Source organism: Actinoplanes sp. NPDC023714 (assembly GCF_040639855.1).
Lineage (GTDB): Bacteria > Actinomycetota > Actinomycetes > Mycobacteriales > Micromonosporaceae > Actinoplanes.
Genome location: NZ_JBFAAR010000007.1, coordinates 146,088 through 168,520 on the forward strand (window position 1 = coordinate 146,088; position 22,433 = coordinate 168,520).

At 73.7% G+C, this 22,433-nt stretch carries 17 protein-coding genes; 5 read left to right on the forward strand and 12 right to left on the reverse strand.

The window, feature by feature from the left end:
- Nucleotides 1–66: 66 nt before the first annotated feature.
- The 10 genes from AB0G10_RS28730 to AB0G10_RS28775 form a co-directional block, all read right to left on the reverse strand.
- Entirely contained in the window at nucleotides 67–900 is an 834-nt protein-coding gene (locus tag AB0G10_RS28730) for an alpha/beta hydrolase (protein WP_360928314.1), read from the reverse strand.
- Between the two features lie 73 nt (nucleotides 901–973).
- The gene (locus tag AB0G10_RS28735; RefSeq protein WP_360928317.1) at nucleotides 974–3,205 is read right to left on the reverse strand and encodes a tetratricopeptide repeat protein; all 2,232 of its coding nucleotides are present in this window, start codon (nucleotides 3,203–3,205) and stop codon (nucleotides 974–976) included.
- Between the two features lie 9 nt (nucleotides 3,206–3,214).
- The gene (locus AB0G10_RS28740; RefSeq protein ID WP_360928320.1) at nucleotides 3,215–3,874 is read right to left on the reverse strand and encodes an FHA domain-containing protein; all 660 of its coding nucleotides are present in this window, start codon (nucleotides 3,872–3,874) and stop codon (nucleotides 3,215–3,217) included.
- A complete protein-coding gene (locus AB0G10_RS28745) occupies nucleotides 3,871–5,136 on the reverse strand; it encodes a VWA domain-containing protein (RefSeq protein WP_360928323.1) in 1,266 nt (421 codons plus the stop codon). Before AB0G10_RS28745 ends, AB0G10_RS28740 begins: the two co-directional genes overlap by 4 nt.
- A gap of 10 nt (nucleotides 5,137–5,146) precedes the next feature.
- Nucleotides 5,147–6,580, reverse strand: a complete 1,434-nt coding sequence (locus AB0G10_RS28750) for a PP2C family serine/threonine-protein phosphatase (RefSeq protein ID WP_360928326.1) — start codon at nucleotides 6,578–6,580, stop codon at nucleotides 5,147–5,149.
- Between the two features lie 20 nt (nucleotides 6,581–6,600).
- Nucleotides 6,601–8,931: a tetratricopeptide repeat protein gene (locus AB0G10_RS28755; protein ID WP_360928329.1), complete on the reverse strand. Its 2,331-nt coding sequence runs from the start codon at nucleotides 8,929–8,931 to the stop codon at nucleotides 6,601–6,603.
- On the reverse strand, nucleotides 8,928–10,097 hold the full coding sequence (locus AB0G10_RS28760) for a hypothetical protein (RefSeq protein ID WP_360928332.1): 1,170 nt from the start codon (nucleotides 10,095–10,097) through the stop codon (nucleotides 8,928–8,930). Before AB0G10_RS28760 ends, AB0G10_RS28755 begins: the two co-directional genes overlap by 4 nt.
- Nucleotides 10,094–11,032 carry a transporter substrate-binding domain-containing protein gene (locus tag AB0G10_RS28765; RefSeq protein WP_360928335.1) on the reverse strand — a complete coding sequence of 313 codons (939 nt, stop codon included), beginning with the start codon at nucleotides 11,030–11,032 and terminating at the stop codon, nucleotides 10,094–10,096. Before AB0G10_RS28765 ends, AB0G10_RS28760 begins: the two co-directional genes overlap by 4 nt.
- Nucleotides 11,032–12,318 carry a hypothetical protein gene (locus AB0G10_RS28770; protein WP_360929005.1) on the reverse strand — a complete coding sequence of 429 codons (1,287 nt, stop codon included), beginning with the start codon at nucleotides 12,316–12,318 and terminating at the stop codon, nucleotides 11,032–11,034. Before AB0G10_RS28770 ends, AB0G10_RS28765 begins: the two co-directional genes overlap by 1 nt.
- A gap of 58 nt (nucleotides 12,319–12,376) precedes the next feature.
- Complete coding sequence (locus tag AB0G10_RS28775) at nucleotides 12,377–13,930, reverse strand: long-chain fatty acid--CoA ligase (RefSeq protein WP_360928338.1); 1,554 nt, start codon at nucleotides 13,928–13,930, stop codon at nucleotides 12,377–12,379.
- A 244-nt stretch (nucleotides 13,931–14,174) separates the two neighbouring features.
- Here AB0G10_RS28775 and AB0G10_RS28780 point away from each other — a divergent pair, with 244 nt between their 5' ends.
- The 3 genes from AB0G10_RS28780 (at nucleotide 14,175) to AB0G10_RS28790 (ending at nucleotide 17,210) form a co-directional block, all read left to right on the forward strand.
- The gene (locus tag AB0G10_RS28780; protein ID WP_360928341.1) at nucleotides 14,175–15,332 is read left to right on the forward strand and encodes an HDOD domain-containing protein; all 1,158 of its coding nucleotides are present in this window, start codon (nucleotides 14,175–14,177) and stop codon (nucleotides 15,330–15,332) included.
- Between the two features lie 107 nt (nucleotides 15,333–15,439).
- Nucleotides 15,440–16,300 carry a hypothetical protein gene (locus AB0G10_RS28785; protein ID WP_360928343.1) on the forward strand — a complete coding sequence of 287 codons (861 nt, stop codon included), beginning with the start codon at nucleotides 15,440–15,442 and terminating at the stop codon, nucleotides 16,298–16,300.
- Nucleotides 16,301–16,337: 37 nt separating this feature from the next.
- Entirely contained in the window at nucleotides 16,338–17,210 is an 873-nt protein-coding gene (locus AB0G10_RS28790; RefSeq protein WP_360928346.1) for a GGDEF domain-containing protein, read from the forward strand.
- On the opposite strand, the gene AB0G10_RS28795 is transcribed toward AB0G10_RS28790, so the two are convergent.
- Nucleotides 17,190–17,840, reverse strand: a complete 651-nt coding sequence (locus tag AB0G10_RS28795) for a response regulator transcription factor (RefSeq protein WP_360928349.1) — start codon at nucleotides 17,838–17,840, stop codon at nucleotides 17,190–17,192. The two genes, AB0G10_RS28790 and AB0G10_RS28795, sit on opposite strands and share 21 nt — an antisense overlap.
- Nucleotides 17,837–19,144: a sensor domain-containing protein gene (locus AB0G10_RS28800; RefSeq protein ID WP_360928352.1), complete on the reverse strand. Its 1,308-nt coding sequence runs from the start codon at nucleotides 19,142–19,144 to the stop codon at nucleotides 17,837–17,839. Before AB0G10_RS28800 ends, AB0G10_RS28795 begins: the two co-directional genes overlap by 4 nt.
- A gap of 134 nt (nucleotides 19,145–19,278) precedes the next feature.
- On the opposite strand from AB0G10_RS28800, the gene AB0G10_RS28805 reads away from it, so the two are divergent.
- Nucleotides 19,279–20,058, forward strand: a complete 780-nt coding sequence (locus AB0G10_RS28805; protein ID WP_360928355.1) for an ABC transporter ATP-binding protein — start codon at nucleotides 19,279–19,281, stop codon at nucleotides 20,056–20,058.
- Nucleotides 20,055–22,433, forward strand: a complete 2,379-nt coding sequence (locus tag AB0G10_RS28810) for an FtsX-like permease family protein (protein ID WP_360928358.1) — start codon at nucleotides 20,055–20,057, stop codon at nucleotides 22,431–22,433. The genes AB0G10_RS28805 and AB0G10_RS28810 overlap by 4 nt, the downstream gene beginning before the upstream one ends.

The window sequence follows — 22,433 nt, forward strand, 5'->3', positions numbered from 1 at the left end:
CGCATCGGAAGCTCCTTCGGGAAAAGGAACGAGGCCGGGCCGCCGCGGCGGCCCGGCCTCAACATATCAAGCGCTGTAGCTGTTCAGGAACGCCAGCAGGTCGTTGTTGAGCTGCTCCTTGTGCGTGTCGGTGATGCCGTGCGGGCCACCGGCGTAGACCTTCAGCTCGGCGCCCTCGATCAGCGCGGCCGACGCCTTGCCGCCGACCTCGAACGGCACGACCTGGTCGTCGTCACCGTGGATGACCAGCGTCGGCACGTCGAACTTGGCGAGGTCGCCGCGGAAGTCGGTGGCCGAGAACGCGGCGATCGACTCGTAGGCGTTGCGGTGCCCGGCCGCCATGCCCTGCAGCCAGAACGCGTCCCGCGGGCCGCGCGCGATGGTGACGCCCGGCCGGTTGTTGCCGAAGAACGGGCCGTCGGCGAGGTCCTTGTAGAGCTGCGAGCGGTCGGCGAGGGAGCCGGCGCGCAGGCCGTCGAACACGTCGATCGGCACGCCGCCCGGGTTGTCCTCGGTCTTCAGCATGAGCGGCGGGACGGCGGAGACCAGGACGGCCTGCGCGACCCGGGCGGTGCCGTGGTTGCCGATGTACCGGCTGATCTCGCCGCCGCCGGTGGAGAAGCCGATCAGCGTGACGTCCCGCAGGTCGAGGTGCTCGATCACGGCGGCGAGGTCGGCCGCGTACGTGTCCATCTCGTTGCCGTGCCAGGTCTGCGTGGACTTGCCGTGCCCGCGCCGGTCGTGCGCGATGACCCGGTAGCCGTTCTCGGCGAGGAACAGCTGCTGCGCCTCCCAGCTGTCCGAGTTGAGCGGCCAGCCGTGGCTGAGCACGACCGGACGCCCGGTGCCCCAGTCCTTGTAGAAGATCTGGGTGCCGTCGGAGGTCGTGACGAAACTCATCTGTGGTTCCTTCCCGGGGAAATGGCTCTACCTGAATCCCATCAGGCCGGACCGCGGAGAACCACGCAGGAAATTACGCAGAACTGAGCGCGGCCAGCTGCGTACGAGCGAGTTCGATGCCCTTGGCGAACTGGGTCTCCTCCAGCAGCTCGAGCGCGCGCCGCAGATCGGCACGCGCCGCCTCCGCCTCGCCGAGCGCGGCCCGCACCCGGCCCAGCGTGAGGTGGACCTGCCCGACCAGGCTGTTGTCGCCGCCGTCGAGGACCAGCGGCAGCGCCAGCTCGGCCTGCTCGCGGGCCTCCTCCCAGCGCCCCAGGTCGGCGAGGATCTCCGAGGCGAAGGTGTGCGCCCCGGCCAGGGCGCTCTGGCCGGGGCGATGCCCCACCGGGCGCCGCTCGACCTCACGGACCGTCGAGGCGAACATCTCGAGCGCCTCCTGCGGGCGGCCGAGCGCGCCGAGCAGCAGCCCCAGACCTTGGAAGAGCTGGACATAGGCGTCATGGTCACCGGCTTCTCCGGCGAGGATCTGAGCCCTTGTGTACGCGTCGAGCGCCGGCTCCAGATCACCCGCGAACCGCCAGGCCGTCCCCGCGTACTGGAGCGCCCACGCCTGCTCCTTGACGTCGCCGAGCTCGGTGGCCAGGTCGTAGGCGGCCATCGCGATCGACGCGCCCTCGTCCGGCCGGCGGGCCGCGTGGGTGGCCGCCCAGGCGAAGTAGTTGAGGTGGGTGACCTCCTGGTGGCGGTCCGGCAGCCGGGACGCGGCGGCCCGGGAGAGCCCGTAGACCTCGTACCAGCCGGCCCAGAAGACCATCGAGTCGGAGAACCAGTGCATCGCCTCGGCCACGTCGACGACCAACTGGTCGAGCCCGGCGGCGGCCGCGGCCCGCAGCGCGCCGAGCCAGTTGTCCGCCTCGGCGTGCAGCCAGGCGCCGGCCTCCTCGAGGCCGGCCAGCGGCACGAGTCCGGCGTATCCGGCGGGCAGGCTGCCGTACCCGGGTTCGAACCACCGGCCCGCCACGATCGCGGTCTCCAGCAGCCACGTGGTGAGCAGCCGGTCGGTGGCGGCGCGCACGCCCGGCGGCTCCTCGATCGTCAGCCGCTGCGCCGCGTAGAGCCGGATCAGGTCGTGGAACCGGTAGCGCACCGCGCCCTCCGGCTCGGGCTGCAGCAGGCCGAGCTCGACCAGCTCCTCCAGGCCGTCGAGGGCCTCGTCCGGGCCGATCCCGGCGAGCACCGCGGCGATCTCGGGGGAGAAGCCGACGCCGGGCACGTGCGCGAGCCGCCGGAACAGCGCGCGCGCCGGCTCGGTCAGCTGGGCGTGGGACAGCGCGAAGGCGGTCGCCACCCCGGTGTCGCCGAGGGACAGCGCGGCGAGCCGCCGGTCCGCGTCGGCGAGGCGGGTGACCAGGTGCGCGACGGTCCAGGAGGGCCGGGTGGCGAGCCGGGTGCCGGCGATCCGCAGCGCGAGCGGGAGGTTGCCGCAGAGCGCCGCGACCTCGGCCACCCCGGCGCCGACGGCCTGCGTCGCGATCGCCCCGAGCAGCCGCGCCGACTCCTCCGGGGCGAGCGGTGCGAGCGGCAGCCGCAGCACCCCCTCCAGGCCGCCGAGCACCCGCCGGCTGGTCACCACGGCCAGGCTCGCGCCCTCGCCGGGCAGCAGCGGGCGCACCTGGCTCTCGTTCGCCGCGTTGTCGAGCACCAGCAGGCAGCGCCGGGACGCCAGGGTGGCGCGCAGCTGGCTCGAGCGCTCCTCGTTGGTCTCGGCGATCCGCCGCGGGCTCACCTCGAGCGCGCGCAGCAGCCGGACCAGGGCCTCGCCGGCCTCCATCGGCGTCTCGTCGGTGCCGCGCAGGTCGAGGTAGAACTGCCCGCCCGGGTAGCGGTCGTCCAGCAGGCCGGCGAGGCGGACCGCGAACGCGGTCTTGCCGAGGCCGGCCTGGCCGTGCACCACGACGACGGGCGCCGGACCCGACGAATCCGATAAATGCGCTTTTATGCGCTCGAAATGGTCCTCGCGCCCGACGAAGTCCGACACGGCCCTCGGCAACTCGCACAGCCGCGGACCGTCCGAGCCGCCCCGCGACCGCTGCTCCCGCGCCGACGACTCCAGCTCGTCCAGCTCCCCGGCGGAGAGCCCGAGGCCCTTGGCGAGCGCGGCCAGGGTGCGGGTCTGCGGCGCCCGGCTGTGCCCCCGCTCCATGTCGCTGATCGCCCGGCCGCTCACCCCGGAGGCGGCGGCGAGCTGATCGATGGTGAGGCCGGAGGAGCGGCGCAGGGAACGGAGGCGGTTACCGAAGGACACGCCCGCTACTCAATCAGAGGGGGCGTGCAGGGTGATCGTCGTCCAGATCCCGACGTGTACCTGGTCACCGTCCTTGAGCGTGCGGGACTGCCCGGCGGTGAGCGGCGCGTCCTCGTCGTTGAGGTACGTGCCGTTCGTCGAGCCCAGGTCGGAGACCAGCCACTGGCCGTCGATGGTGAGCGTGAGCAGCGCGTGGTTGTGCGACACGCCGGGGTCCTCGGTGAGGTCGAGATCCGGCGTGGTGCCCTGGGACGAGCTGCTCCGGCCGATCCGCACCTGCGGGGCCGGCAGCGTCACGGTCTGCTCCGGCGCGCCGTCCGGGAAGGTGACCCCGTCCACCTCGTTGGCGTCGAAGTAGACCCGGTCGGCGAAGACGGTGGCGGTCCACCGGCCGGGCGGCGGTCCCGGCAGCGGGGAGTCGAGCTGCGGAACCCGGCCGGTGCTGTGGTCGTACCCGCAGTCCTCGCAGAACCGGGCGCTGCCGCCGCGGGGCGCGCCGCAGTTCGGGCAGGGCGGCTCGGCGGACGGCTCCGGCGCGGCGTCGGGCACGGTGGCGGGCTCGGCGACGGCGGCCGCGGGAACGGGCGCGGCGCCGATCTTCGCCCCGCAGGTGTCGCAGAAGTCGCTCTCCGCCGACGCGTGCCCCTTCGGGCAGGTCCAGGTCGTCACTGCGCCCGCCCGACCCGAACCGTCTTGGTCGACCGGGTGTCCAGCGCCATCTCGTCCTCCGCGTTCACCTTCCGCCGCAGCCGGACGGTCCCGGTGACGGCGTCGTCTATCTCGACCACCTTGGCGAGCAGCTCCGAGGTGGCGGTGTTCCCGCTCGCGTGCGCGAGCTGGGCGGCCCGGCCGAACTTGAGCGTCGCCGTCCGGTCGTCGCCGGACTCCCGCGCGGCCAGGCCCTCCTGGATCGCCGAGGCGAGCTCGGCCTGCCCGGTGTAGTGCGCGACCTGCCGGTTGATCCGGGTGGAGAGCGCGGTGTCGTCCGTCCACACGGCCCGGACCAGGGACTGCGCGTGCACGGTGTCGCCCTCGACGACCGACACCCGGGCCGCGAGCATCTCGTCGCCGGCCGCGCCCGGGTTCACCTCGACGCAGACGTGGTAGTCGCGGCTCTCCCGGCCCCAGGCGCCGAGCGGGTAGCGGCCGGCCCGCGGCCCGTCCTCGACCCGCTTGCCGGTCAGGTCCACCACCTGCGGCTCGACCTGCTTCACGAACCGGACCGTGGTGTTCACCGGCGTCCAGACCTTGAGCTGCACGTCGGCGCTGGTCTTGCCCATGGCGTTCGTCATCATCTGCTGGAACGCGGCGGTCAGGTCGACCGGCCGGGCCACGATGTCCACGGTGCCGAGCATCGCCGTGGCGATCTTGCGGAGCTCGGAGACCTTCCAGTTCGTGCCGACGCCCCGGCAGTCCACGGTGAACCGCCCGGTGATCGACTCGAGGACCTGTTCGAGGTAGCCGTACCGCTCGCCGTTGTCGCCGTCGGTCAGCAGGATGGCGTGCGCGATGTCGCCGGGCCGCTGCGCGAACAGCTGGGCGGCGAGCAGCAGCCAGGCGCCCATCGCGGTGCCGCCGCTGGCCTGCAGCCGGTCGATCGAGCGTAGTGCGGCGTCCCGGGTCGCCGGCGAGGCGACCGCGAGCTGCCCGGGATCGGGGTAGAGCTGCTGGGCGGTGCTCACGCCCGCGATGATCGCGAAGTGCACGCCGTCGTCGATGCACTCGACAGCGGCCTTGGCGGCCTGCCGCGCCGCGCCGATCCGGCCTTCGGCCTGCATGGATCCGGAGGCGTCCACGATGATGATCTCGGTGGCTCCGGCGGTGCGGACGCCGCCGGTCGCGCCGGTCGACGTGACCGTGACGATCGCGTTGACCTCGCGTGCGCCCAGGGCGAGGTACTCGTTCTGGAACGCCTCAGCGGTGTACGACACTCGATCTCCCCTAATTCTCGATGTCGGCGGCGGTGGAAGCGAGGACCGGCACCAGCGCGACAGTGATGTTGTCGGCGCCGCCGGCCGTGTTGGCGAACTTGACCAGGGCGCGGGCGGCCTCGAGCAGCGTGGCCGAGCCCTCCACGGCCTCGCGCACGGTCGCGCCGAAGGCCGCCGGGTCGGGCAGGTAGTTCCACAGCCCGTCGCTGCAGAGCACGAGCAGCCCGTCGGCGGTGGCGGTGAACGCGCCCACCCTCGGCATGATCGGGCCGGCGTCCGCGCCGAGCCAGGCCGTGATGGCGTGGGCCCGCGGGTCGTCCATCGCCTCGATCGGGTCGGCGCCCAGCGCGATCATGTGGGTCGCCCAGGAGTCGTCCTCGGTGAGCTGCTCGGCGGGCCCGTCGCCGTCGATCCAGTAGATCCGGCTGTCGCCCACCCACCCGAAGCCGACGTGCGGCCCGCGCACCGCCGCCGCCACGATGGTGCAGGCCGGGTTCGAGGCGGCCCGCCGCGGGTCCCCGGTGTGCGCGAGCGAGACGACGGCCTCCGCGGCGCCGGCGATGGCCGCCGCGACGACCCCGGCGATGGCGACGGCGGGGGAGGTCTGGGCCTTCTCGCGTACGCCGGAATCCCCGGTCCCGTGGCTCTCCGCGTCGGCGATCACGACGGTCGTCTCGGCGTCGCCGCCCGGAAGCACGGCGGTCGCGTCCGGATCACCCCGCCCGGGGAGCACGGCGGTCGCGTCCGGATCGACCCGCCCGGGGAGCACGGTGGTCGCGTCCGGGTCGCCCGGCAGCACCGTGGTCGCCTCGGCGTCGCCCGGGAGCACCGTCGTGGTGTCGGCGCCGGCCTGCAGCCTGGTCGTCTCGTCGTCGGCGCCGAGCCGCAGGGTGTCCTCGTCCCCCGGCTCGTCGCTGGGATGCTGGGCCGCCGCGAGCAGCTCACCGGCCGTCCGCGCGGCGATCTCCGAGGCCGCGTCCGGGTCGTAGGAGGCCGAGACGCCGTCGCAGACCACCACGTCGGCGGCCGCCTCGCCGACGGCCAGCCACATGGCGTCCTCGTTGCGGTGGTGCCGCCGGCCGCGGTCGCTCACCGCCGCCGCCACGGCGCCGCCGTCCGCCTCGATGTGGTCCCGCGGCCGACCGGCCAGCATCCCGCACTCCTCGCAGTAGCCGTCGGCGCCGACCGCCCGGGTCGCCCCGCAGTGCGGGCACGCCCGCCGGCGCCCGGACGACGGATCGGGTTCGCCGCCCGGATCCGGATCGTCCGCCTCCAGCCTGCCGCCGTGCCCCGCCCCACCGGAAGTGGCCGAACCCCCGATTTCGGCGACCGGATCGGCCGGACCGCCCTCCACAGTGGAGTTGAGGTCCCGCCCGCAGGCCTCGCAGAACGCCGCGCCGGCGGCCCGCTCGTCCGCGCACGCCGCGCAGTCCAAAACGATCATGGGGGTGCTGTCAGCCTCTCTCACGTCCGCGTCCGGGGCCGGGCCGCGTTGGCCTGGTCGACCAGGCGGATCTTCTCCGGTCCGTGGGCGGCCCGGGCCATCTCCCGGTACGCCGCCTCCAGCGCGAACCGTACGTCCCTCTCGCCCGCCGTGCCCGACCCGGCCTGCCCCGAGCCGTTCTGCCCCGAGCCGTTCTGCCTCGAACCGCTCCGGCTCGAGCCGCTCCGGCCCGAGCCGCTCCGGCCCGAGCCGCTCTGGCCCGGCCCGGCCTGGCCCAGGACCGCTATCGGCACGCCGGTGCCCCGGGCCAGCGTGGCGAGGGCCTGCTCGAGCAGCTCGGCCCGGAGCGCCGCGAGCTGGGCGCCCTCCACCTTGAGCCGCTCGATCAGCTGGGCCGCGGCGGTCAGCGAGTCGACGTCGACGGCGCCGGACGGGTGCGCCCGGACCAGCGCGCGGATGGCGCCGACCTGCGAGCCGGCGTACGCCGAGGAGGTTCCGGGCACCCGGTTGTACGCCTCGACGGCCCCGGCCCGGTCCCCGGCGGCGAGGCGGCAGCGGGCCAGGCCGGCCGCCGCCGTGGTGTACGCCGGGTCGGTCCGGCTCACCACGTCGTAGTGCGTGATGGCGGCGTCCCGGTCGCCTTTCAGCTCGGCGGTGAACCCGAGCGCGAGCTGCGGCGCGAGCTCGCCGGGCAGCGCCGACCAGACCGCGTCGAACCGGGCCAGGGCCTGGTCGTGGTCGCCGGTGGCGAGCGCGAGCAGACCTTCGTACCAGGCGACCCGCCAGTCCGGGCCGGCCGACTCGGCGAGCAGCGTCCGGAACGTCCGGGCCTCGTCGAACCGGCCGGTCCGGGCGCCGAGGTCGATGTGCGCCCGCAGCTCCCGCAGCCGCACCTCGAGCGTGTAGTGCGGAGCCTTGCCGAGCAGCGTGAGCACCTCGGCCGGGTCGGTCACGGTGACCGAGGCGAGGAACGCGGCGGCCGGGTCGGTCAGGTCGATGAGCGGGGTGGGCAGGTCCTGCCAGCGCACGCCGTCCGCGTGCGGGTCGGTCCGCAGCTCGCCGGTGAACAGCTTGGACGGCGCCGGCCGCGGCTCGCCCTCGGCCGCGAGGACCTGGCGCAGGACGCCGAGCATCTGGTCGGCCATCTCGGCCGCGTCCTCGAACCGCTCGGCCGGATCGGCGCGGGTGGCGCGGTCGACGAGCCGGTAGAACGACTCGTGCTTGACGTAGACGTCGAACGAGGACCGGTCGGGCAGGCTCTCCTTGAACGTGGTCTGGTAGCCCCGGAAGTCGGTGGTGAGCACCGCCAGCGTGCGGCCGATCGTGTAGAGGTCGGAGGCGATCGACGGGCCGGCCGTCGCCATCTCGGGGGCCTGGTAGCCGATCGTCCCGTAGAGCGCCGCCTCCTGGTCGTCGATGTGCACGACGCCGCCGAGGTCGATGAGCCGCATCTGGTCGCCGGACTGGATCACGTTGTCCGGCTTGAAGTCGCAGAAGATCAGGCCGCGGTCGTGCAGGTAGCCGAACGCCGGCATGATCTCCAGGACGTACGCGAGGGCCTGGTGCAGCGGCAGCGGCGCGCGGGCCGCCTTGAGCAGGTCCTTCAGCGACTTGCCGCCGACGTACTCCATGACGATGTAGCCGGCGCCGTCGTGCTCGACGAAGTTGTAGATCTTGACGATGTTCGGGTGCTCGACCTCGGCGAGGAACCGGCGCTCGGCCACCGCGGCGGCGAGCGCGTCCTCGTCGCCGGAGTTGAGCAGGCCCTTGAGGACCACCCAGCGGTCCGAGACGTTCTTGTCGACGGCCAGGTAGATCCAGCCGAGGCCGCCGTGCGCGAGCGGACCGGCCACCTCGTACTGCCCGGCGACCAGGTCGCCCTTCCGCAGTTTCGGGGTGAAGTCGAACGGCTCGCCGCAGGAGGCGCAGAACCCGGTGGTCCGGCCCGGGCGGTCGCCCCGGCTGCGGCCGACCTGGCTGCCGCACTTGGCGCAGTACCGCTTCGACTCCGGCACCTCGCCGGCGGCCATCACGGCGGTCGCCGGGTCGGCCTGCGTGATCGGCGCGATCTCGACGAGCCCGCCGCCGAACCGCCGCCGGGACTGGGCGCGCGAGCTGCTCCGGCCGCTGCCGCCGGTCCGCGTCGAGAGCGCCGACGAGCGGACCGAGGAGGAGCCGTTGACCCGGGGCCGCGGCGTGGTCGGCGCGGACAGCCCGGCCGGCGGGGAGGGCCGGGCCGCGGGAGACGCGGGCGCGGGGACGGCGGCCGGCACCGCGGCGGGCGCCATGCCGCAGGTGTCGCAGTACCCGTCCTCGATGGTGCCGGGACAGTTCCGCTGGCAGGTGGTCACCGGGCATCCCTCGCAGCGATCGTGGTGGAAAGAGCGTCCTGGTACGCGCCGACAGCGGCGCGTGCCGCCTCGAGGTCGCACGGCTGCTCGTGCAGCGCCGCGCGGGCCGCCTCGGCCAGCGGGGTGAGCGCGGCGTCCTCGCCGAGACCGCGGCGCAGCGCCTTGGCCCGGTAGGCGTCGAACCGGCCGCGCAGCTCGTTGCGCTCGGTCAGCAGGGCGGTGTTGTGCGCCGCGGCGGCCCGCAGCGCGGCGAGACGCTCGGCCGCCTCCCGCTTCCACCGGGTCAGCCGGGGCGGGATGAGCGACCACTGCCCGGCGGCGGCCAGCGCCTCGATCGCCGCGAGCTCGATGCCCGGGTCGCTCCCCCGTACGGTCGCGATCCTCTGCTCGGGAAAACGCCCGGCCGCCGCCTGACGCGCAGCGTCCGCGGCGCGCCGGGCCGCGGCGATCTCGGCGGTGAGCGCCCGCGCGTCCCGCAGCCGCTGCTCCAGCCAGGCCCGCAGCTCGAAGGCGGAGGTGCGCTCGGCGTCGGCCCGGGCCACCAGCGCGCGGACCCGGTCGAGCACCGACGGGTCGGCGGCGAGCGGGTCGGTCGCGAGGGTGCCGGTGAACGCGCCGAGCAGCCGGTCCGCGTCGTCGAGCAGCGGGCTGCCCTGCAGGGCCCGGGCGTGGGCGAGGGCCGCGGCCGCGTCGGCGGCGCCCGGCAGCAGCGTCCGCCAGCGCTCACCGGCCCGGGTCACCACGTCGACGGCCGTGGCGAACGCGGCCTCCATGGCGGCGAGCAGGTCGGCGGGGGAGCAGACCGTGCTGACCTGGCCGGCGCCGGTGAGACCGCGCTGCGCGAGCGGGACCGTGCTGGTGGAGAGCGTGATCGAGCCGCCGAGGACGAGACGGGTGTAGGCGTCCGCGTCGACCCGCCGCTGACCCCGCAGCGCCCGGGCCTGTGCGATCAGCTCGCCGAGCTGCCGGTGGCCCTGCCAGAGCCGGGCCAGGGCGTCCTCGGCGTCGGCCCAGGCCGTCGCGGTGTGCCCGGTCAGCGCCGTGGCGCCGAGCTCCTTGCGGTCCGGGTTCTCGTCGAGCTCGACGAGGTTCGCCGCCATCGCGGTGACGGCGCCGGCCAGGCGCTCGAGCTCGGTGTCGGCGCGGGACAGTGCGGGGTCGGTCATCGGTATCGCGCCGCCGGTGGCTGCGGGGCCGGGCCGAGGGCGCCGAGCCACTTGTCGTACGCGTCCTTCCAGGACCCGTCGCGGCGGCTCTGCTCGAGGACCGCGTTGACGAACCGGGTGAAGTCGGGGTGCTCCTTCGAGATCGCGATGGCGTACGGCTCCTCGGTGAACCGCGGGCCGACCACCTTCGCGAAGGGGTCCTGCTCGGCGAGCCCGGCCAGGATGGTGTCGTCGGTGGAGATCGCCACGACCTCGTTCTGCTGGAAGGCCACGAGGCACTCGCCCCAGCCGTTGCGGGCCACCGCGTCGGCGCCGGCCTTCTGGATGTTGGTGAACGAGGTGGAGCCGACCGCGGCGCAGACCCGCTGGTCGGCGAGGTCGTCCAGGCCGTCGATCTCCGAGTCCTTCCGGACCAGCAGGCGCTGCCCGGTCTCCAGGTAGACCGTGGAGAAGTCGACCTCCTGCCAGCGGGTGCAGTTCGCGGTCATCGTGTTGATCACCAGGTCGACCTTGTCACCCTCGTCGTCGAACTGCTTGGTGCGGTCGGCGTGCGGGATCACCTTGATCTGGAGCTTGCTCGCGTCCCCGAAGATCGCCTTGGCGACGAGCCGGCCCATGTCGATGTCGAAGCCCTCGACCCGGCCGGTGAAGGGGTCGCGGGAGCTGAACAGCGGGCTGTCCTGGCTGGTGCCGAGGATGAGCCGGCCGGTCTTCTGGATCTCCGCCATGTAGCTGCCGGCGGGCATCCGGCCCGGGGCCGGCAGCGCTCCGGCCGGGCGGAGGCTGGCGGTGGCGTCGCAGTCCGGCGCCTTCGGCTGGGCCGGCGGCGCTTCGGTCTGCCGGGCCGGTATCGGCGCGGTGGTGGGCGCCGCGGGCTCGGTGCACCCGGCGAGAGCCAGGACGGCGGCGGCGGCGAGGGCGATCCGGGCACGCATCAGCGGTATTCCTCCAGACGCGCGCGGAGCCCGAGCGCCGCCAGCACGCACACGGCGAGCGCCAGCAGCGGGGCGAGGACGGTCAGCGCGCCGAGACCCTTGCCGGCCGCCGTGATCTCGTCGTCGAACACCTTCCGGCGGTCGTCGAGCGCCGCGTCGAGGGTGCTGGTGAGCGCGTCGAACGTCTCGTTCGCCTCGGGGCTCACCGCGAGCCGCACCGCGCCGTCGTAGTCACCCGCGTCGTCGAGGTCGCGCACCCGCTGGTGCAGTGCGACGTAGGCGTTGTGCTGGTCGGTGGCGTCGGACATCAGCGGCCACACGCTCTCCAGCTCCGGCTCGTCGAAGGTCATCCGGGACCGGGCGTCGGAGAAGGCGATCTCGTGCGGCCCGCTGCCGGCCCGTGCCGCCAGGGTCAGCGCCTCCGCGGCCCGCTCGCGCAGCGCGAGGATCCGCCGCTCGGCGAGCGTGGCGATCGGGGCCGAGCCGTGCTCCCCGGCGTCCGCGAGGTTGCCGCGCTGGAGCGTGAACAGCACGCCCGTCGACGCGACGAGCAGCGCCATGAGACCGGTCGCGGCCACCAGCGGCACGTTGAACGTGCGGCGGGTGGCGCGGCTCAGGTAGAGCTGGGTGCCGATCAGGGCGACGGTCAGCCCGACGACCAGGACCAGCAGGATGATCAGCCACCACGAGGCGCGGGCCTCCTCGTAGCCGGCGTCGACCTCGCGCGCGGCGAACTGGAACAGCTGCTGCGCCTGCGGCTGGAGCGTCTGCTGGTTGAGCTCGGAGGCGGTGGCGAGGTAGGAGGCGCCGACCGGCAGTCCCTGCCGGTTGGCGGCGCGCGCCGTGGCGACCAGCGCGGCGTAGCGGGTGGTCCCGGCCGCGAGGGCGTGGACCGCTTCGGTGGCCTCCGAGCCCTCGGGGGTACGCCGGGACGCGCTCGTCAGAGCCGTCGTGGCCTGCGCCAGCCTGGCCTCGTACCGATCGGTCAGCTCTTTGGGCTCCAGACCGCCGGCCAGGAACGCCTGTGCCGCGATCGTGTCGGCCTCGGCCAGCGACGAATAGATCGTCTCGGCCTCGGCGAGCAGCGGTTGCGTCCGATCCCGCAGGTCGGCCGTGCCGCCGGCCGCCGACTGCGCGGTGACCCCGGCGACCAGGCCGGTGAGCGCGCCGAGCACGATCAGGAGCACGAGCAGGAGCTGCAGGCGGCCGGGCGAGGTGCGGCGCAACTGACCGACCCGGCGCAGGACTCCGCGGCCGCCCGCAGCGGGGCGTTGCGCCAGTGTCATGGTCAAGCGGACCTCCGTAACATCCACCCTCCACTGTGCGACACCGGCGCAACCACCTCTACTTGAGCTCGCGCTTGAGCAGCTTGCCGGTCGCGGTCATCGGCAGCGACTCGACGATGCTCACCACGCGGGGGTACTTGTAGCTCGCCATCTGTTCCCTGCTCCAGGCCACCAGCTCGTCCTCGGTGGCGGTGGCGCCCGGCTTGAGGATGACGAACGCCTTGACCTCCTCGCCGTGGCTCGGGTGCGGCACGCCGATGACCGCGGCCAGCGAGACCGCCTCGTGGGTGAGCAGGACCTCCTCGATCTCCCGGGGGTAGACGTTGAATCCGCCGCGGATGATCATGTCCTTGGCCCGGTCGACGATGTAGAAGAAGCCGTCCTTGTCCCGGCGCGCCAGGTCCCCCGTACGGAACCAGCCGTTCCTCATGACCTCGGCGGTGGCCTCCGGCCGGTTGTAGTAGCCGCGCATGATGTTGTGGCCGCGGACCGCGATCTCACCGATCTCGTCGGTGCCGTCGACGGTGTTCCACTCCGGGTCGATCAGCTTCACCTCGACACCCCAGATCGGGATGCCGATCGAGCCGGGCCGGGGCTCCGAGTTCGGGTCGCTGAAGGTGGCGACCGGCGAGGTCTCGGAGAGGCCGTAGCCCTCCAGGATGGTGACGCCGAACCGCTGCTTGACCTCCTTGATGATCTCGACGGGGAGGCTGGAGCCGCCGGAGACCGCGACGCGCATGTTGGCGGCGATCCGCTCGACGTCTGTTTGGGGGGATTCGCTCAGGGCGTTGAGCAGGCCCCAGTACATGGTCGGGACGCCCGCGAAGAACGTCACGTTCTCGCTCTGCAGCAGTTGGACCGCGGCCTGCGCGTCGAAGCGCGGCAGCAGCACCAGCGTCGAGGCGGTGGCGAAGCCGGCGTTCATGTTGACCGTCGAGCCGAACGAGTGGAACAGCGGCAGCACCAGCAGATGGGTATCGGTGCCCGGTTGCGTGCCGAAAAGGCGAGTGCAGGTCAGAGCATTGAGTACGAGGTTCGAGTGGGAGAGCTCGGCGCCCTTGGCCTGGCCGGTCGTGCCGCTCGTGTAGAGGATGACGGCGGGGTCGGTCTCGTCCCGCTGCACCGTCTCGAACGCGTGCGACTGGCCGGCGAGCGCCTGGCCGAGCGTCTCGGCGCCGTCGACCGTCGACGCGGCGGCCGGGTCGGCGGTGATCAGGAAGAAGTGCTCGCAGTCGTCGGCGTCGCCGAAGCCGGCCCAGCCCTCGGCGCCCATCGGCAGCTCGGGGGTGCCCTGGAAGCAGAAGTAGGCCTTCGCGTCCGAGTCCTTCAGGTGGTACGCGATCTCGCGGCCCTTGAGCAGCACGTTCAGCGGGACGACGACGGCGCCGGCCTTCAGGATCCCGTAGTAGACGATCGGGAAGTACGGCAGGTTGGGGCAGGAGAGCGCCACCTTGTCGCCCGGTCCGATGCCCCGGGCGGTGAGCAGGCTCGCGACCTGGTTGGCCGCGGCGTTCACCTGCGCGTACGTCAGCCTCGTCGGGCCCAGCACCACGGCGGCGCGGTCCGGGTAGTGACGGGCGCTGTCCTCCAGGAGTACGGAGAGGTTGAGCATCCGGTGGTTCCTTATCTCGTGGTGACGGCCGTCTCATCTGAGCGTCTCGTGGTGACGGCCGTCTCATCTGAGCATGAGAACGGCTGTGCGAGGAACCCTCCGTTTCGACTTTGTTTCCCCGGCCTGTTTCCCTTCGCTTTCTCAAGTGTGGCCGCATCCTGCCGATGGCCTCGACGTGGGAATCCCGACGTTGGACGCCGTGCACGTGGGGCGTCAGCCGATCTTCGACGCTGATGGTGTCGTTGTGGCTTTCGAGCTCCTCTTCCGCGGTCGCATGGACGCCGTCGCGTCGGGCCGGCAGGACACCTATGCCACCAGCGCCGTCATGGTGAACGCGTTCACCGAGTTCGGCATCGCCGAGGTGGCCGGGAACCGGCCGTGCTTCATCAACCTCACCCGCGAGTTCGTGACCGGGCGCCTGCCGCTGCCGTTCGGCCCGGAACAGGTCGTCCTCGAGATCCTCGAGACCGTCGAGATCGACGACGAGGTGATCGCCGGGATCACCGCGCTCGCCGAGGCCGGTTACCGGATAGCCCTCGACGACTTCGTCTGGGGTTCCGGGCACGAACAGCTGCTCGGGCTGGCCTCGTACGTGAAACTCGATCTTCTCGACGGGGACCTGAGCGACCTGGAGAGCGTCGTCGCCGAGATCCGCCGCCATCCCGGCCTGCAGATCGTCGCCGAGCGTCTCGAGACCGAGGAGCAGCTCGCCATCGCCGACCGCTACGGCATGGAACTGCGTCAGGGGTACGTCCTGAGCCGCCCTCAGGTGCTCAGCACCCCCAGCCTGTCGCCGTCCCGGATGCGCCGCCTCGAACTGGTCGCGGCCCTGATGCACCCCGACGTCCGCCTCGACAAGATCACCCAGATCATCGCCAGCGACCCGGCCCTCGCCATGCGCGTCCTGCGCGTCAGCAACTCGGTCGCGGCCGGCGTGACCAGCCGCATCTCCTCGGTCCGCCAGGCCATCATGATGATCGGCCTGACCCACATCCGGCGCTGGGCCACCCTCATGGTCGTCGACGACGTCGGCGAGGCCCCGGAGGAACAGCTCCTGACGGCCCTCACGAAGGCCCGCCTCTGCGAGAACCTGGCCCCCCGCTTCCGCGCCGACCCGGGCGCCGCCTTCGTGGCCGGCCTGGTCAGCGGCATGGCCGAGCTGATGGCGATGACCCCGGCCGCGATGGTGGAGCAGCTCCCCCTCGCCGCGGACGTCTCCGACGCCCTGACGACGGGCTCGGGACGGCTGGGCGAGGTGCTGCGGGCCGTCCAGGCCTACGGCGAGGGATCCTGGGGTTCCGGCGACCTGGCCGGCCCCTTCCTCGACGCGATGCGCTGGTCGACGATGACCTTGACGGCGGCGCAGCGCTTCGCCCCGGTGGCGACGGCCCACCCCGCCTGATCCCTGGACCCTTCCGGGACACACAGGAACAAATATCTCAAAACGGATTTTTTCTGTAATTCCCCTGGAAAGATCAACTGCGGTCCTGGCGATCGACAGCGGGGGAAGTGGCGGCATTGCAGACCGACGACAACGGCGTGGGCCCGGTCATCAGCCAGCGGGAGAGCTCAGCGGCACACGAGGGCACACCGGCCACCGCGGCTCCCGCGATCCCCGGCAGCAGCGGTACCACCCGTCCCTCCCGGGCGGTACCCGCGACCGCCTGGATGGCAGGCCCCGCCCCGGCCATCCCCTCTCCCATCGTCCCCGCTCCGGCCGTCCCCGTCCCCGTCCCCGCCCCCGGCCCTCCGGCCGTCCCCGCCCCCGGCCCGCTGCCCGGCACCCGGCTCCTGCCCGCGGCCCGGCCGGGCACGGCGGTGCTCGGATCGAGCACGGCCCGCACCGCGCTGCTGCTCACCCCCGACCTGGAGGAGCGCGTTCACCACCTCCCTCTCGAACTCGTCCGGCGGGACATCGCCGGTGACCATCCGGGCGTGCCGCTCATGCTGCGGATCCGGCTGCTCGCGGAGAAGACCGGGGATCCGATCGGCGGCGCGGTGCTCGACATCCGGCACTGGGACGCGCTCGGCCGGACCGAGGTACGCGGCGCGCAGGTGACGGACCCGCAGGGGTACGCCGAGTTCCGCACCGTGCACCCCGGCTGGCAGGACGGCGTGCCCGTGCACATCCACGCCGAGGCGCACCGGGGCGGATACCTGGCCGGCGGGCGGTCGGTCGCGCACAGCGGGCGGCTCCACCTCCCCGAGGCGCTCACCGCCGAGGTCGCGCAACTGCCGCCGTACCGGAGCATCCGTACGCCCCGGGCCGTCAACGACGAGCGGGCCTGCACCCTGCACGTGGTCCCGCGGGACCGGTTCGACCTGGTGTCCGGTCTGCTGGCCTCGATCGTGGTGGCGGTGAGCGCCTGACCCTCAGGTGACGCGCGGGCCGGCCGATCTCCTCTTCGTGCGTATCACGGGGTCGCCTCTGGCCGCGGTCATCGAGTGGCTGGGCCGCCTGCCCGCCCGCCGGCTGACCGCGGCGTCGATCGCGCTCGTCGGCCTCATGGGCGTGTTCGACTACTTCGCCATCCGGGACGTCTCGGTCGCGGTCGCCTACGTGCTGCCGGTCTTCCTCGCGGCGGCCGCGGGCAGCCGGTCGAGCACCGGGGTCGCCGCGATCGCGACGACGACCTGGACGGGCATCGAGGTGCTGACCCGGGTCGGCCCGCCGATCCCGCCCGGGATCGTGGTGTGGAACCTGCTGGCCCGGTTCGCCGTGCTCTGGATCGTCGCGGCGCTCGCCGGTCACCTCGCGGAACGGCTCGCCGAGGCGACCGGCCTGTCCCGCACCGACCCGCTGACCTCGCTGCCGAACGCCCGATCGTTCCGGGAGGCCGCGGACGGGGAGATCGAGCGGATGCGGCAGACCGGCGCGCCGCTGACCGCCGCCTACATCGACCTCGACGGTTTCAAGGCGATGAACGACACGAACGGCCACGCGGCCGGCGACGAGGTCCTCAAGGCCGTGGCCCGGGTGCTGGACCGGCACGGCTGCGTGGCGCGGCTCGGCGGCGACGAGTTCGCCGTGCTGCTGCCGGGCGCGACGCTGGACGAGGCGCTGGGCCGGCTCGGCCGGCTGCACCACGAACTGCTCGAGGCGACCGCGGCCTGGTCACCCCGCGTCGGCTTCAGCATCGGGGCGGTCGCCTTCGACCAGCCGCCGCACGACGCCGCCGACCTGCTCGACCGCGCGGACCGGGTGATGTACGCCGTCAAGCGCCACTGCCGGAACACGGTTCGCGGCGAGCGGGCCGGATCACCCGCGCAGGTAGGCTAGGACCGCCCGCACCCGGCGGTGGTCGTCGGCGTCCGGCGGCAGGTCGAGTTTCGTGAGCAGGCTGCCGATGTGCTTCGCGACGGCCGCCTCGGTGACGACGAGCGCGCGGGCGATGGCCGCGTTCGATCGCCCCTCGGCCATCAGCGCGAGCACTTCGCGTTCCCGGCCGGTCAGCCGGTGCAGCGGGTCGCGCCGGCGGCCGAGCAGCTGGCGGACCACCTCCGGATCGACCACGGTGCGCCCGGACGCCACCTCCTCGATCGCGTCGACGAACTCGGTGACCTCGCCGATCCGGTCCTTGAGCAGGTATCCGACGCCCGCCGTATGCCCGGAGTCGAGCAGCTCGGCCGCGTAGGTCTGCTCGACGTACTGGCTGAGCACCAGCACCGGCAGCTCCGGGTCGGCGGCGCGCAGCGTGATCGCCGCCTGCAGGCCCTCGTCGCTGAAGCCGGGCGGCATCCGGACGTCGGTCACGACGATGTCGGGCGCGTGCTCGGGGACGGCCTCGAGCAGCTCGTCGGCGTCGCCCACGGCGGCGACGACCTCGTGCCCGAAGCGCCGCAGCATGCCGGCGACGCCTTCCCGCACGATCAGCCCGTCTTCGGCGATGACGACACGCAACCCGGTCATGACCGCTCCTGATCAGCAGCCGCAAACCCGCGGCCCGGCTGCGGCCTCGCGCGGGGAGATCTTGGATCATCGGGTACGGGTGGCAGCGGCAGCTCGGCCCGCAGAACCGTGGGACCGCCCTCGGGACTGGATACGGTGACGGCGCCGTCCAGCACCGCCAGCCGGTCCGCGAGACCGACCAGCCCGGTGCCCTTCGCGGGATCGGCGCCGCCACGGCCGTCGTCCCGTACCTCCAGAAGCAGCCTGTCCCGCACCACCCGGGCCGAGATGGCGGCGCGCGCGGCGCCGCTGTGTTTCACCACGTTGGTCAGAGCCTCCACCGTCACGAAGTACGCCGTGACCTCCACGGCCGGGGCGAGCCGGCCGGGGAGATCGAAGTCGAGATCGACCGGGAGCGGCGCGGTCGACGCCACCTCACCGACCGCCGCCGCCAGGCCGCGTCCGGTGAGCACCTGCGGATGCACCCCGCGGATCAGCTCGCGCAGCTCGGTCAGGGCCTGCTTGGCCAGCTCGTGGGCGGCCGCGATCGGCTCGGCCGCGGGGGAGCCGGGCGGCAGCTCCAGCCGGGCCAGGCCCAGTTGCATGCTCAGCGCGACGAGCCGCTGCTGGGCGCCGTCGTGCAGGTCGCGCTCGATCCGCCGGCGCTCCACCTCGAAGGCGTCCACCAGCCGCGCCCGCGACCGGGTCACCTCGACCAGACGCTCGTCGGTGCGCGGCGCCAGGATCGCCCGCGCCATGGCGGCCCGCGCGCCCGCCCAGGCGACGATCGGGTAGGCCAGAATGATCGTCAGCGGCACCCCGAACAGCGGGAACAGCAGGGTGTTGTGCAGCGGCTCGTCGCCGATCACGAACGGCGCGCCGATCGTGGTCACGGCGATGTAGCCGGCGCCGCCCACGACCAGGGCGTCCATCCAGCAGAGCAGACCCGCCGAGATCGCCGCGTACCCGAGCTCCCGCCAGGTCACCTCCTCGCGGAGCCGGAAGCCGACCCAGGCGCGCAGCCCCGGCGCCGGCACCGGCTCGTGCGGGTCGGGCAGATCCGAGAAGTCGACCAGCCGGAGCCGCCACCGCTCCACCCGGGCCACCACGATCCCGGACAGGACCGTGGCGACGAACCCGGCGAACCCCACCACCAGCACCGACAGCAGCGTGCCCGCGACGAGGAGGGAGAGCACGGCCAGGATCGTGGCCCAGCCGACCAGCGCGCCCACCATGAGATAGGCCAGCGAGCGCCACGGCCAGGCCGACCGCAGGAACACGGTAGGCCGCAGCGAGAGCGCATCGAGCGCGGTGCGGACCGGCATGCCGGGAACGCTACCGAGGCGGCCGCCGTTTGTCGGTAGTGCTGGATATACCTCTCCCGGTACCCCCTGCTGTACCCCGGAGAGTGCACCCTGCCGTACTGACGCCGCCGTGTCCGGCGGCGAGGCTTGAGGGCATGACGACGACGAGTACGGCAGCGGTCGAGTTGAGGGCCGTGACCAGGCGGTATGGCACCGGTGAGCGGGCCGTGACCGCCCTCGACGCCCTTGACGCGACGTTCGCGGCGGGCACCTTCACCGCCGTGATGGGGCCGTCCGGGTCCGGGAAGTCGACACTGCTGCACTGCGCGGCCGGCCTCGACCGGGCCGACGACGGCGAGGTGGTCATCGACGGGAGCCCGGTGCGCGGGCTGAGCGAGCGGGCGCTGACCCGGCTGCGGCGGGACCGGGTCGGGTTCGTGTTCCAGGCCTTCAATCTGGTGCCGGCGCTCTCCGCCGCGCAGAACGTCGCCCTGCCGATGCGCCTGGCGGGCCGCCGCCCGGCCGCCGGCGAGGTGACCGCGGCGCTGGCCGAGGTGGGTCTCGCCGAGCGCGCCGGCCATCGGCCCGCCGAGCTGTCCGGCGGTCAGCAGCAGCGCGTGGCGATCGCCCGTGCGCTGGTCACCCGCCCGGCGGTGCTCTTCGCCGACGAGCCGACCGGCGCGCTCGACGCCACGTCCGGCGCCGAGGTGCTGCGGCTGCTGCGGTCCGCCGTGGACCGGCATGGCCGGACGATCGTGATGGTGACCCATGATCCGTACGCGGCGGCGCACGCCGACCGGGTGCTGTTCCTCGCCGACGGCCGGGTGGTCGACGAGCTGACCGGCGGCGCGGACGCGGAGCGGATCGCCGTGCGCACGGCACGCCTCGAATCGGCCCGGAGCGGCGGATCCGGCCGGCGCGAGGTGGTCCGATGAGCACGGCCTGGGCGAACTTCCGCCACCGGTTCGCGAGCTTCGCCGGCACGTTCGTCGCGGTCGCGCTGGGCGTGGCCGTGCTGGCCGCGTCCGCGACGCTGTACCTCAGTTCCCAGCCGCGGGCCCCGCAGCGCTACAGCGCCTCCCCGGTCCTGGTCCAGCCGCCGCAGACCGGCACGAACGACTACGGCGAGCCGGAACGGCCGAACTGGACCCCGGCCGAAGCGGACGCCCTGGCCGGCCGGCTGCGGACGGTGCCGGGTGTCGAGCACGCCGTCCCCGATCCCTCCTTCTATGTGCAGCGGCTGGCCGGCGGGACGGCGACGGGCGACCCGTCCGCCGCCCGGCACGCGGGTCACGCCTGGTCGTCGGCGGCGCTCGGCGGCTATCGGCTCGCCGCGGGCCGGGCGCCGGAGAAGGACGGTGAGGTGGCCGCCGCCGGGGTGCGTCCCGGCGAGAGGGCCGAGGTGCTCACCGCCCGCGGCCCGGAGACGTGGACGATCACCGGGACTGTGATCGACAACGGTCCGTTCGAGGGCGCCGGGTCGCAGGCCGGTTACTTCGTGGCGGATCGGGTGGCCGCCGAGCGCGCTTCCGGCGTACCCGTGATCGGTCTGACGGTGACCGGTGATGAGCAGCAGGTGGCGGCAGCGGCGCAAGCGCTGATCGGCGCGGCCGGCAGCGTCGTGACCGGAAGTGATCGCGACGCGCTGGAGCCCGGCAGTGTCACCCGGATCCGGTGGATCGGTGCTCAGCTGCTGATCGCCCTGGTCATGCTGGGTGCGTTCGCGACCGTCTTCGTGGTCTCGTCGACGACGGCGCTGAGCGCCGCGCAACGGCGACGCGAGCTGGGACTGCTGAGAGCGGTCGGCGCGACTCCCGGTCAGGTGCGACGGATGATGTACGGGGAGACGATTCTGATCGCCGTGGTGGCGGGTGCGGCCGGTGCGCCCCTCGGGGCGATGGCCGCGCCGCTGCTGGCCGCGCCGATGGTCGAAACCGGACTCGAGCCGCCCGGCTTCACCGTCACCTGGCAGCCGCTCGCCGTCGCCGGAGCCGCGCTCGTCGGTGTGCTCGCGGCCCTCGCCGGCGTGGTCGTGGCGGCCCGGCGCGCGTCGCGGATCCCGCCGCTCGACGCGCTGCGCGAGGCCGCGGCCGACCCGCGCCCGATGCCGATCTCCCGATGGGTGGCCGGGCTGCTGACCGCGGTCGCCGGTGGGGCGCTGCTCGCGGTGATGCCGTCGCTGGCGAACGAGTCGAAGACGACGGCCGGCATGGGCGCCGCGATGTTCCTGATCACCGCGGCCGCGCTGCTCTCGCCGGTGCTGATCGGCCCGCTCGTGCGGTTGGTGGCGGCGCCGTGGCGGCGGTCGGCGACCGGCATGCTGGTCCGGGAGGGCACGCTGACCGGGGTGCGCCGGGTCGCGTCGACGGCGGCGCCCGTGCTCGCCACCGTGGGGCTGACCGTGATGCTCACCGGCATGATCGCGACGATCGAGGAGGCGGCCGGGATCGACGAGGCGGCGGAATACCCGGCCGCGAACGTGCTGGTGCCCGACAACACGCCGGGCCTCTCGGAGGCGGCGGTCGCGGCGCTGGGAGGTGAGTCGCGCCTGGCGACGCGGGTGCTGGTGGGCGAGGGCAAGACCGCCGCCGGGTACGACGCAGCCGGCGTGCACGGCGGCGAGGGCGTCGTGCTGCACACCGACACCGCTGCCGAGCTCGGGGTGGCGGCCGGCGGCACGGTCGCGCTGCGGCTCGCCGACGGCACCCGCACCGACCTGCCGGTGACCGCCGTCGAACCGGAGGCGGCGGCGCCGGTGGTGCTCGCCCGCGAGCTGGTGCGCGCCCACGATCCGGATGCGCTGACCAGCCTCGTGCTCCTCGACGACGACGCCTCCGATGCCGGGGCCGCCGATGCCGGGACCGCCGCGGCCGCCGGGGGAGTGGTGATGACGGTGGCGGAGTTCGCGCAGCGTGAGGTGGACGAGGAGGGTGAGCTCGTGGATCTGTTCCTGCTGGCGCTGATCGGGTTGAGCGCCGGATACACCGGGATCGCGGTCGCGAACACGCTGCTCATGGCCACCGCTGCCCGCCGCGGCGAGTTGCGGGTGCTGCGTCTCGCCGGGGCCGGGCGGGGCCAGGTGCTCGGGGTGCTCTCCGCGGAGGCCCTGCTCGCGGTCGGCGCCGGGGCGCTGCTCGGCGCGGCGGTGGCGGCCGTGTCGATGGCCGGGATCCGGGCGGCCGTCGAGTCCGAACTGGGCCGCGGCATCGACCTGGTCATCCCGTGGGGCGCCGGGACCGCGGTCACCATCGGATGCGCGATCGTCGCGGTGATGGCGGCCACGGCCCCGGTGCTGCGGCGGAGCAGCTGA

Coding starts and splice junctions, on each gene's coding strand:
- AB0G10_RS28730 (WP_360928314.1), bottom strand. CDS start 900: ATGAGTTTCGTCACGACCTCCGACGGCACCCAGATCTTCTACAAGGAC.
- AB0G10_RS28750 (WP_360928326.1), bottom strand. CDS start 6,580: ATGATCGTTTTGGACTGCGCGGCGTGCGCGGACGAGCGGGCCGCCGGC.
- AB0G10_RS28760 (WP_360928332.1), bottom strand. CDS start 10,097: ATGACCGACCCCGCACTGTCCCGCGCCGACACCGAGCTCGAGCGCCTG.
- AB0G10_RS28765 (WP_360928335.1), bottom strand. CDS start 11,032: ATGCGTGCCCGGATCGCCCTCGCCGCCGCCGCCGTCCTGGCTCTCGCC.
- AB0G10_RS28770 (WP_360929005.1), bottom strand. CDS start 12,318: ATGACACTGGCGCAACGCCCCGCTGCGGGCGGCCGCGGAGTCCTGCGC.
- AB0G10_RS28775 (WP_360928338.1), bottom strand. CDS start 13,930: ATGCTCAACCTCTCCGTACTCCTGGAGGACAGCGCCCGTCACTACCCG.
- AB0G10_RS28795 (WP_360928349.1), bottom strand. CDS start 17,840: ATGACCGGGTTGCGTGTCGTCATCGCCGAAGACGGGCTGATCGTGCGG.
- AB0G10_RS28800 (WP_360928352.1), bottom strand. CDS start 19,144: ATGCCGGTCCGCACCGCGCTCGATGCGCTCTCGCTGCGGCCTACCGTG.
- AB0G10_RS28805 (WP_360928355.1), top strand. CDS start 19,279: ATGACGACGACGAGTACGGCAGCGGTCGAGTTGAGGGCCGTGACCAGG.
- AB0G10_RS28810 (WP_360928358.1), top strand. CDS start 20,055: ATGAGCACGGCCTGGGCGAACTTCCGCCACCGGTTCGCGAGCTTCGCC.